Source organism: Pseudoalteromonas sp. MelDa3, from assembly GCF_002863625.1.
GTDB classification, from domain to species: Bacteria; Pseudomonadota; Gammaproteobacteria; order Enterobacterales; family Alteromonadaceae; genus Pseudoalteromonas; species Pseudoalteromonas arctica.
Map to the genome: position 1 here is coordinate 1 of NZ_PJBR01000233.1, position 10,794 is coordinate 10,794.

Genomic DNA, 10,794 nt, shown 5'->3' on the forward strand with positions numbered 1-10,794 from the left:
ATTACGTCTATATTAGCGGCTTTAGCTGCAAGTATATCGTTTTTAGAATCCCCTATCATTATTGCTTTATTAGGCTCTGCATTTAGTTTTTTGCAGGCAAATAGCAATGGCTCTGGCGATGGTTTTTTTGCCATATCGTCACCGCATACAATCACATCAAAATGACTCGTTAGTGCCAGTTTATCAAGTAGTTTTTCTGTAAATACTCGAGACTTATTAGTGATTAGTGCTTTAGACATACCACGAAGTGCTGCAAGCCCGGTTTCTACATGTTGGTACAAAACACTATACTCACCAACTTGTTGTTCATAGTGCTTATAAAACTGTAATATTGCTTTACTACTAAGTGACTCATCTAGATGCTCACTCACTTGCATATCACCACTCAAAGCGCGTTTAACGAGGACTTCAACCCCATTACCGACCCAGCTTTCGACCAAGCGTTGGCTAACAATAGGAAAAGCGAGATCACTCAAGGTTAGGTTAATAGCAATATACAAGTCGTAAACGCTATCAACTAAGGTACCATCTAAATCAAATAAGGCTATATCGTATTTCATTACTTAACACTTCCAAGCTGCTCACGCATTTGATCAATCACAACTTTGTAATCTGGTTGGTTAAAAATAGCTGAGCCTGCAACAAACATATCAGCACCCGCTTGTGCTGCTGCTGCAATGTTATCGACTTTAATGCCACCATCAACCTCTAAGCGAATATCTCGACCCGATTCAATAATGCGTTGCTTAGCTTGGCGTAATTTTTCAAGCGTATGAGGGATAAAGCTTTGCCCGCCAAAACCTGGGTTAACCGACATAAGTAAAATGGTATCTAGCTTATCAATAACATGATCTAAATAACTTAAGCTTGTAGCAGGGTTAAACACTAAGCCTGCTTTACAGCCGCGATCTTTTATTAACTGTATTGTACGATCGACGTGCTCACTGGCTTCTGGATGAAAAGTAATAATTGATGCGCCAGCCTCTGCAAACAATGGAATAAGACTATCTACAGGCTTAACCATTAAATGTACGTCGATAGGTGCTGTAATGCCGTAATCTCTGAGTGCTTTACACACCATAGGACCAATTGTGAGATTAGGTACATAGTGATTATCCATTACATCAAAGTGAACCACGTCAGCGCCCGCTTCGAGTACTTTATCAACATCTTCGCCTAGTTTTGCAAAATCAGCAGACAAGATAGAAGGGGCTATTAAATATTTTTGCTCTGGGTTAAACATGATTAACTCCATCAATAAATAGTGTATTGCGTTAATGTAACTTAATTGAAGATGTTACCCAAGTAATATGGCGTAATAGCCCCTATTTCAGGTAACTTTAAGTTTGATATTTAATCAATATTTGCTATGATTAAAAAAGTAACAAATTATTGGATTTCATCATGCGTGCTTTTAAAACTGGGATATTAATTGCGTCGGCATTACTGCTTATCGGGGCGTTTAGCTTTGATTCAAGCTCTGAGCAAGAATTAAGCTCAGTGGGTAATTGTCATAATACACAAGTGGTAAGTGCTCAAAACACATTAACTACAATCACGTGTATTAAAGCTGAAGAAGAGTCATCGTGGTTTTCGTGGTTAACTGGCGATAGCCGTAGTGCTCAGTTTCATTACCTCGATTTACTAGAGCTACTTACTAGCTCTGATGATTCTAAAAACACTCCATCTTTAAAACCTTTATTTTAAATAATGCTGCAATTTTTTAGTGCGTTGCAAAGTGTGCTAGCAGCATTTTTTGGTGTTCAATCTGAAAATAAACGCCAAGTCGATTTTAAACAACACTCTCCTGTCTCTATCATCCTAATTGCGGTTGTTCTATTTATTACTTTTGTTATCGCAATTTACGCAGTGGTTGCTTGGGTGCTAAATACATAGCCATCAACTCGTCAACTTTATTTCTAGAGCCACCTTTGGGGCTAATAGTGCGCTTTACTTGAATTTGGTCAAGTGATGCTTGGCTATAAATTTTTCGAGTCCATACGGTATCGTGATTAGAGATAAGCACTGGTGTATCATTTTCAAAGGCAGCCTTCTCAGCCAGATTAGCCAAATTAGCCTGATCATCTAAATTAAACCCCCCTTTAGCGTAAGACGTAAAAGAAGCGGTTTTACTTAATGGTACATAAGGTGGGTCGCAATAAATAACTGCATTGTTAGGCACTAACTTAAAAACGTCATCGTAATCTAAACAGGTAAAGGTTGCTTTTTGTGCTTTTTCAGCAAAAAAATACATTTCTTTTTCAGGAAAGTAAGGCTTTTTATATTTACCAAAAGGCACATTAAAAATACCTTTTAAATTATACCTACAGAGTCCGTTGTAACCATGGCGGTTCATGTATAAAAACAATATTGAACGTTCATATACATCACGACTTTGATTAAACTGCACACGATATTCGTAATAAGCATCTGCGTGATTATTCAAATCTACAAATAACTTTTTAGCGTCACTAATCAGCTCATCTGGAGAGCTTTTCAGCTCTTTGTATAAGTTAATTAAGTCTGCATTTATATCGTTGAGAATATAGTGTTTAAAGTCACTATTTAAAAACACAGAGCCTGCACCAACAAAAGGTTCAACCAACGTATCAGCATGCTTGCTAGCTTGGTTTAATCGCGCATTAATATTTTCAACTAGGCTGTATTTTCCGCCGGCCCATTTAAGGAAGGCTCTACTCTTTTGCTGCATTGGCTCTTTACTTCAATCTGGTGTTGCGCGATTTTACACTAAAGCAGTGTGTTTTACTGATCAACGAGTGCTATTTCTTGCTTTATTTTACTAATTTTTTTATAGAAAGGTTTATTTTTTCTAACCTCAGCAGATAAAGTATCCATTGCTGATTTTGCTTCGTTTATACTTTCAAAACTGCCAAATGTAACAACCCACCATATTTTATTATTTCGCTTTGTTTGGTAAGTATGAGTTTGCTGCTGTAGATTGAATTGAGCAATAAAATTATCGCTAACTTCCTGCTGAGTTACGGCTAATAATTGAATAACACTATTTGTATCTATTTGCTGCATGTACCATATATTATCTTGGCTGATCTGAGTTTGCTCTGCTGTATTTACTTTTAGAGCTTCAGATTTAACGTCACTTGATACACTGCTTTTATTATTAGTACTATCATCAACATCATTGTCTAATACGTTAACTGTGTTGCCAGGTTCGGTAAGGCTTTGCATTATGGCAGGCACATCATTAATGTGTACACGCTCTGCCTTAATATCTGGCTCAACTACTTCAAGTTCATTTAAGTTAATTATTGAGTCATTTTTCTTTATAGCCGGCTCACTTACTTGCTCTATAGATATTGCTGTATTTACTACTTGTGTTTCTTCTTGCTGATAATACTGTTGCCACCACTGCGTCATATCCGACTTATAAAGCAGACCAATAATTAAAAGCATAATCAGCAACATCAAAATCAATAAGTGTAATCGCCAAGACACTTTGTCTTTAACAATAATATCGGCTATGTGCTCACTAGGTTGCCAAGCAAGCAATAAGCTGGGATTACCATGAGCCTCAGCTAAAAAAGTACTAAATACAGGGTCTTCATCATAGGGTAAGTCTGTAAAGTACCACTGCAATAACATCTTGCTTTCTCGAAGCGTTAGCGGCTCCAGATAAATTTCAACAGCGTTATTTAAAGCCAGTTTAGACTGTGAAGCTATTATAATATATAGCGTATTTGGGCTATTTTTAGAAAGTAACTCAAGCTCAATTAACATCTCATCAGATAATTGCCTACCGCCATCAAGTACCCATAAACATGGCCCGCATGGTTGCTGCTGCAGTAATTGGTAATAGTTTTCAGGTAAACTTAAGTTATGATCAATCAGGGGAGAGTTAAAGCTTTGCTCTAATAACTCACTCATTAGCTGAGCATCAGTCATTTGTGCACTTACTTGCACGAAGGCTTTATTAAAGTCGTTGTATTTATCTGTAATGAAGGTTTCGAGCATATAACTTTTACCTAGCCCAGAAGTGCCAAGTAAAACAATTAAATTTTGCCCGTACTCAAATTGCAGTGCGATTCTATCCACCAAAGCCGCACGGCTTGGTAAAATTTGTGACTGCATTTACTGCTCGATTAAGTCTCTAACTTGATCATCAGATACATTATCAACTAATGCACACTGGCCAAATTGGGTAGGTAGAATAAAGCGGATAGTGCCTTTTTTATTCTTTTTGTCTTTACGCATATGCGTTAAAAACTGCTCGCTAGTCATTTGCTTTGGAATTTCTGTTGGTAAATTATATAGCTCAAGCAGCTTAATAATTCGATCAACTTCATCTGCGCTTAAATCTTGGCGTGTCTTGGCAAGTTTAGCTGCTAATACCATTCCTGTTGCAACAGCTTCGCCGTGTAACCAAACGCCATAACCCATCTGTGCCTCAATTGCATGGGCAAATGTATGGCCTAAGTTTAACAAAGCTCGTAAGCCATGTTCTTTTTCATCTTGAGCAACTATAAGCGCTTTTATTTCACAACATCTAAAAATGATATGCTGTAAGCATGCTTCATCTAGTTGCTGTAAATTAGTCACATTTCGCTCTAAATAGGCAAATAATTCGGTATCGTAAATCAGACCATACTTAATTACCTCAGCCATACCTGCTGCAAACTCTCGTGCAGGTAGAGTGTGTAATGTTTGCGTATCAATAAAAACCGCTTGAGGCTGATAAAATGCCCCTATCATATTTTTACCTAACGGATGATTTACTGCCGTTTTTCCACCTACCGATGAATCAACCTGTGAAAGCACTGTCGTTGGTATTTGAATAAACGGTACGCCGCGCTGATAACAAGCCGCTACAAAACCAGTTAGGTCACCTACAACACCGCCACCTAACGCAATTAAACACGTATCTCGGCCACAGTTATTTTGTAGTAAAAATGCTGATATTTTTTCAAACCATTCCAGTGATTTATATTGCTCACCGTCAGGAATAATAAAAGATAGCGGATTTAGATCAGCTAATGAATCAAGTAACCTTTGCAAATATAAAGGCGCTATTGTGTCATTAGTAATGATGATAGGCCGACAATCACCAATGTGGTGAACCAGGCGGCCATTATCTTGAAGTGCAGATTGCCCAATATAAATAGGATAACTTCGCTCGTCCAAATTAACAGTTAATTTAAGCATGCTTGGCTATTCCTTTATTATTGGTTTTTAAAAATCTAATTTCTCGATGATTTGGTTAGCAACAACTTTAGCGCTTTGCTCATCGGTACGTACAACAAAATCAGCAACTTCTTTGTATAGTGGCTCGCGTTCTTCTGCTAAGCGCTCTAGTACGTTACGAGGTGCTTCTTCAGTTTGCAGTAATGGGCGACGCTTGTCGCGTTGCGTGCGTGCAACTTGCTTCTCTATAGGTGTCTCTAGGTATACAACGATACCTCGAGCCGAAAGCTTGTTTCGAACTTCTTTGCTCATTACTGAACCACCACCGGTAGCAAGTACAATACCTTGCATCTCGGTTAAATCGCCAATAACAGACTCTTCTCGAAGTCTAAAGCCTTCTTCACCTTCAAGATCGAATACCCATGCAATATCTGCACCTGTGCGGCGTTCGATTTCTTGATCAGAATCAACAAATTCAAGGTGTAATTGGTCAGCGATGTGACGACCAATCGTGCTTTTGCCAGCCCCCATGGGGCCAACTAGAAATATATTACGTTTCTCAGCCATATCTTTTAGTACAAACAAACTCTAAAATTTGAAATAAAACCCCGCCTAACGACCTGGCCCCAAAATTAAGGAGGGGATTATCTCAGTAATTGCGGGGGTATTTCAAGTCAATTAGCATAAAAAGCCATATAACGAGCAATTAATCTAAATAATCACCCGTTGGTTAACATAAAACCACTGTATTTTAATCAATTTGTATTTTTGGTGTCACAAAAATAAGTAATTCACGCTTTTCATTAAACTCACTTGTGGTTTTAAATAGTCTTCCTACGTAAGGAATGTCACCTAAAATTGGCACTTTACTCGTAGTATTAATGATCTGCTGCTGGAAAATACCACCGAGTACTACGGTTTGTCCATTCTCAACTAACACTTGAGTTTGAATCTCTTGGGTATCAATAGACACTGCTTCACCTGTTCCAGTTTGTACAGTGTCACCACGTGTGTCTTGAGTAATAATTAAGTCTAGAATTACTTTATTATCAGGTGTGATATGAGGTGTTACTTCTAAGCTTAGTACCGCTTTTTTAAAGCTTACAGTAGTAGCACCACTTGAAGCTGACTCAGTGTAAGGGATTTCAGTACCTTGCTCTATTCGCGCTTTTTGCTGATTAGCCGCTATGATACGCGGACTAGCAATAATTTCGCCTTTATTCTCTTCTTCAAGAGCACTTAGCTCTAAATCAATTAATGTACCGTTAGCCAACTTTGCTATGTGCAAACCAATACTGGCCGCAGGATTAGAAATTGGTAAATTTACATTTAATCGATCTGAAATACTTGGCGCATTTGAAGTTGATGTCGCGTTATAAATACCTTCTGCGCCTTCAAGGGAGCCAGAAATACCAACACTACTACCTTGATCACTAAACCCCCAGCGTACGCCTAAGTCTTCAGTAACGTTATCGCGCACAGTTACCATTCGAGATTCGATTACAACCTGCTGTACCGGAATATCGAGTGTTTCTATCATCCGGCGAATGTTTTCTATACTCTTTACAGTATCTTTTACCAATAAAGTATTTGTACGCTGATCAACCGATACACTACCGCGGGCAGTTATAATACTGTTCCTATCTGTTTTTAATAAGTCAGCAAAATTTTCGGCTTTAGCATAGTTTAATCGAATGTATTCACTATAGAGTGGTTCTAAATCTTCAACTTGCTGTTTAGCTTTTAAATCTTTAGCTTCACGTGCCGCAAGCTCCTCTGCAGGCGCTACCATTAAAATAGAGCCATCCATGCGTTTGTCTAGCCCTTTAATACGCAATACTACGTCAAGCGCTTGATCCCACGGTACGCCATCTAAGCGCAGTGTTATATTACCTGTCACTGAATCACTGGTTACTAAGTTAAAATCGTTATAACCCGCAATAATTTGTAGTGCTGCTCGCACAGAGATATCTTGAAAATTTAAGGTCATAGGGCGACCTTGATACTCAACGCCACCATCTAAATAGGCGTTTTGCGTTTCATCTTTTTCTACCGTCAGCGTTAAAATATTATCTATTTGCTGGTACGTAAATGTAAACTGGGCGTTTGGCTCAATAACGACACGACTTAATCCGTCTTCTTTAAAAGTCTCGATATTACTTACAACAGTACCAAAATCTAATACATCTAATTCATAAAGTAGGTCATCTAAAATATCGGTGTGATGAAAGTCAGCGTAAATTTTACCGCCACTTTCATGGACTTCAATTGCAGCTTGAGTGTCTTGTAAAAATACGAGTACTTTCGCTTCGCCCTTTTCACCACGTCTAAAATCAATTGATTGGATACGGTTGATGTAATTTCCACTTACATCACCTGAGTCCATCGCTACATCTTCATTTTCAGATTCTGTAAGAGGATTATCAGACACGCGTATTGATACTAAGTTGTTATGAACTTCAGTTTCATAAATTTTTAATCTATCTAAGTTTACCGTTACCTTTAAACCACTGTTAGTTAAAACATTAGTAACGCTGCTAATTCCAGCTTGATTAACTTCAACATCATTTAAACCAACCTCTAACTCTGCGGTATCAAAAAACATTTCGATTCGGGCTGGGCTATTAAACACCTGAACTTTTGGCTCAAGCGTTAACTCTTCATCAAAAACAAGCTGTAACTCAGTTTCGCCTTTAAGTAATGGATTATAACGAACATCATAAAGTAACGGCCCTGCAACGGCTGAATTTACAGTGACTAAAGCAACAGCAGCCAGTAATGTTCGTGAAATACGATGAAGCCAAAGTACATCCTTATGCATGCTATTTTTACCTTTTTTATTATTAATTTGCGCCATCTGTTGCCGCCTCTAACATTTCTAATTTAGTCAAGCGCTCTTTCCAACAGCCAGACCCATCAGGGATTAATTCCACTAACTCTATATAGTCGTTACTTACTGTTTTTACCTTGCCATCATAACTACCAAGGTAATTCCCTACCGTTACACGATGCAAAGTAGCGTCAGCTGCTGTTATTAATGCCCATATTTGTCCACTAGAACCAATTGTGCCTTTCATTGCTAAGTTATCTAGCGGGTATTTTTCTAACGGTTCGCGGCGACGCTCTTGATCTGGGTGCAAACAGTTTTTTACTTGCGTTAATTTATTTTGGATTATCTCAGGCTGAGGCGCTACAAACGGGCTACGTAGCTGACCAGCACTGTACTCAAATATTTCAAACTTTGTCAGCTCAGGAATTGATTCAACCTTTGGTGTTGTGCTTGCTTTTACCTGATCAATAAATTCTTTTTGCTCAGACGTATCATCATTACAACCACTCAAAACAAACACCATTACTACAGGTACTACGCGAAGGAGCTTCATTTTTTAACTCCTTCTTCATAACGATATGTTTTTGCAACAACACTAAATGTTAACTGTTTATCGCCCGATGATAAAATAGAAAAGTCATGTAAGCTTACAATTCGTGGTAACTGAGCTACTTTACCCACAAACTCTCCAAATTCATGGTAGGTCCCTATCACTTCTATTTTAATCGGTAATTCAGTATAAAATTCTTTCTCGACTTCTGGTAACCAACCTATTTTTAAAAAAGTCAAACCACTTGTTGTACCAACATACGACAAATCATCAAGTAAACCAGGGGTTTCGTTAGAGGTAGGTAAACGTTTTAATAATTGTGAAAACTTACCTTCCATTTCAATCATTTGTTGACGATAAACATCTATTCTACTAGCGACTGCGTATTTAGTACGATAAGTTGTGCGTAACTCGACCTCTTTCGCAACTGCACTGTGGTAACTATCAATTTCATCAGAAACTAACAGGCTATAACTAAAAAACAATACAAGTCCGGCAACAAACGTACAGCAAATTGCTTTAACTGCAATAGGCCAATCGCCAATGTTATCGAGCTCTATTTCATTCCAATCAATTTCACTCAGTGCTTTAAAATCAAGGCGCATCGCTAACCTCACCAATTTTATCAAATGGTTTTACATAAAATTCCATATTAAAATCACTAAGTAAACGCGAAGATTGATCGCCTGCAACAATGCCTTGCATTGAAGGATTCTCTAGTAAATATGAGCTTTGTACTTGGCGCAGCATTGTTGATAAACGGTTATTAGACTCACTGCGTCCCAATACATGTATTTGGCTGCCTCTGCGCTCGAGTTTTGTTAAATAGACCCCACCCGGCACTATTTTGGCAACTTCATCCATTATTTGCGTACCCAAATTACGGCTGCTTTGTAATTCTTCAATGAGCCTCATACGCTGTTGTAAGTTTTCTTTTCTTTTATCTAAACTTCTAATTTCACTTATTTTTTTATCTAGCATGCTAATTTCTGAGCTTAAATAGTTATTCTTTAAGTTTTGACCGTCTTTTAATGCACTATAAAAAGAGCTTAATAAGTACATACTCGCAAAACAAAGTATGACGACACCAATAAGTATAGTTACAAATTTCTTTTTCGATTCTTCGCGCTGCGATTCACGCCAAGGAAGTAGATTTATATGTGGCATGTTGAAAAGCTCCTTAATGCCAACCCTGTCGCAATTGCAAACTGCGTTTTGTGACGCTGCATTACATTACGATCTACTTTTGGAGAAATTTCCATATTTTCAAAAGGCTCAGCAACGACAGAGTGAATACCTAGTTCTTCAATGAGTAATCGGTCAATACCTTTAATCATCGATGTACCACCCGTTAATACAATATAGTCGATTTGCTCTTTGCCACTGGTTGTTAAAAACATTTGCACCGCGCGTCGCACCTGTTGAAGTAACGAGGTTTGAAAAGGGGCTAATACTTCAAAGGTGTAGTTTGGCGGTAAATCACCTGATGTTTTACCAATTTCAGCTTCATCAAATCCTTTATTATAATAAGCAACAATACTATTTGTATATTGGTCGCCACCAAAAACTTGGTCTCGTGTATAAATTGTTTCCCCAGCTTGAACAACGCTCACGAGCATTAAAACCGCACCAATATCAACCACAGCCACACATTTATTAAATGCGTCGCTAGGTAATTGTTGGTAATACACATCCATTGCACGACTTAATGCATAGCTTTCTACATCAACTATTTTAGCTTCTAAATTTGCAGCTTCTAAAGCGCCAACACGCGCTTCTACACTCTCAGTACGAGCAGCTGAAAGCAAAACATTCATTTTACTAGGATCGGCCTCATTCGTCGAAAGCTTCTCAAAGTCGAGGCTCACTTCATCAAGAGGATATGGAATTAAACTATCGGCTTCAATTTCAATTTGCGACTCAAGTTCAGCATCAGTTAACGATACATCCATGAAGATCACTTTTGTAATGACTGTTTGGCCAGAAACAGCCACTGCTGCAGATTTTAACGACTTTGGTAATTTTTTTCTTAATTTTGTAATTACGTTACCAATCGCTTCAATATCTTGAATTGTGCGCTCACTCATTGCACCTTTTGGCATCGGCTCAATTGCAAGTGCTTCGAGTCGAAATCCAGTTTCAATTTCACGTAAAAGCACAGCCTTAATAGAGTGTGATCCAATATCAATTCCTACCATCATTTGGGACGGTTTTTGAAATAGTTGACTTAGCATGTTTCAACTTGGCCTTTGTTTTA

The 10,794-nt window shown here is 38.1% G+C and carries 13 protein-coding genes; 2 read left to right on the forward strand and 11 right to left on the reverse strand.

Annotation, left to right across the window (positions count from 1 at the left end):
• Both CXF89_RS19710 and rpe read right to left on the reverse strand, forming a co-directional pair.
• On the reverse strand, positions 1–560 hold a 560-nt coding region (locus tag CXF89_RS19710), incomplete at its 3' end, for an HAD-IA family hydrolase (protein WP_121955547.1).
• Positions 560–1,243, reverse strand: a complete 684-nt coding sequence (rpe, locus tag CXF89_RS19715; RefSeq protein ID WP_121955548.1) for a ribulose-phosphate 3-epimerase — start codon at positions 1,241–1,243, stop codon at positions 560–562. The genes CXF89_RS19710 and rpe, both read right to left, overlap by 1 nt.
• Before the next feature lie 161 nt (positions 1,244–1,404).
• Here rpe and CXF89_RS19720 point away from each other — a divergent pair, with 161 nt between their 5' ends.
• The gene (locus CXF89_RS19720; protein WP_007586287.1) at positions 1,405–1,707 is read left to right on the forward strand and encodes a hypothetical protein; all 303 of its coding nucleotides are present in this window, start codon (positions 1,405–1,407) and stop codon (positions 1,705–1,707) included.
• Between the two features lie 3 nt (positions 1,708–1,710).
• Entirely contained in the window at positions 1,711–1,896 is a 186-nt protein-coding gene (locus CXF89_RS19725; protein WP_121955549.1) for a DUF2970 domain-containing protein, read from the forward strand.
• On the opposite strand, the gene CXF89_RS19730 is transcribed toward CXF89_RS19725, so the two are convergent.
• The 9 genes from CXF89_RS19730 to CXF89_RS19770 all read right to left on the reverse strand — a co-directional run bounded on the left by CXF89_RS19730 (position 1,853) and on the right by CXF89_RS19770 (position 10,771).
• On the reverse strand, positions 1,853–2,710 hold the full coding sequence (locus tag CXF89_RS19730; RefSeq protein ID WP_024589888.1) for a Dam family site-specific DNA-(adenine-N6)-methyltransferase: 858 nt from the start codon (positions 2,708–2,710) through the stop codon (positions 1,853–1,855). The two genes, CXF89_RS19725 and CXF89_RS19730, sit on opposite strands and share 44 nt — an antisense overlap.
• Positions 2,711–2,763: 53 nt before the next feature.
• Positions 2,764–4,107 (reverse strand): AAA family ATPase, encoded by a 1,344-nt coding sequence (locus CXF89_RS19735; protein WP_024594435.1) that lies wholly within the window; start codon positions 4,105–4,107, stop codon positions 2,764–2,766.
• Positions 4,108–5,178: a 3-dehydroquinate synthase gene (aroB, locus tag CXF89_RS19740; RefSeq protein WP_010553793.1), complete on the reverse strand. Its 1,071-nt coding sequence runs from the start codon at positions 5,176–5,178 to the stop codon at positions 4,108–4,110.
• A gap of 27 nt (positions 5,179–5,205) precedes the next feature.
• Positions 5,206–5,724: a shikimate kinase AroK gene (gene aroK, locus CXF89_RS19745; RefSeq protein ID WP_004589350.1), complete on the reverse strand. Its 519-nt coding sequence runs from the start codon at positions 5,722–5,724 to the stop codon at positions 5,206–5,208.
• A 184-nt stretch (positions 5,725–5,908) separates the two neighbouring features.
• Positions 5,909–8,014 (reverse strand): type IV pilus secretin PilQ, encoded by a 2,106-nt coding sequence (locus CXF89_RS19750; RefSeq protein ID WP_101217493.1) that lies wholly within the window; start codon positions 8,012–8,014, stop codon positions 5,909–5,911.
• Positions 8,001–8,540, reverse strand: a complete 540-nt coding sequence (locus CXF89_RS19755) for a pilus assembly protein PilP (protein WP_007586272.1) — start codon at positions 8,538–8,540, stop codon at positions 8,001–8,003. Before CXF89_RS19755 ends, CXF89_RS19750 begins: the two co-directional genes overlap by 14 nt.
• Positions 8,537–9,142, reverse strand: coding sequence for a type IV pilus inner membrane component PilO (locus CXF89_RS19760; protein WP_121955550.1), 606 nt, complete (start codon positions 9,140–9,142; stop codon positions 8,537–8,539). The genes CXF89_RS19755 and CXF89_RS19760 overlap by 4 nt, the downstream gene beginning before the upstream one ends.
• On the reverse strand, positions 9,132–9,704 hold the full coding sequence (locus CXF89_RS19765; RefSeq protein WP_121955551.1) for a PilN domain-containing protein: 573 nt from the start codon (positions 9,702–9,704) through the stop codon (positions 9,132–9,134). Before CXF89_RS19765 ends, CXF89_RS19760 begins: the two co-directional genes overlap by 11 nt.
• Positions 9,692–10,771 carry a pilus assembly protein PilM gene (locus tag CXF89_RS19770; protein ID WP_024589891.1) on the reverse strand — a complete coding sequence of 360 codons (1,080 nt, stop codon included), beginning with the start codon at positions 10,769–10,771 and terminating at the stop codon, positions 9,692–9,694. Before CXF89_RS19770 ends, CXF89_RS19765 begins: the two co-directional genes overlap by 13 nt.
• Between the last annotated feature and the right edge of the window lie 23 nt (positions 10,772–10,794).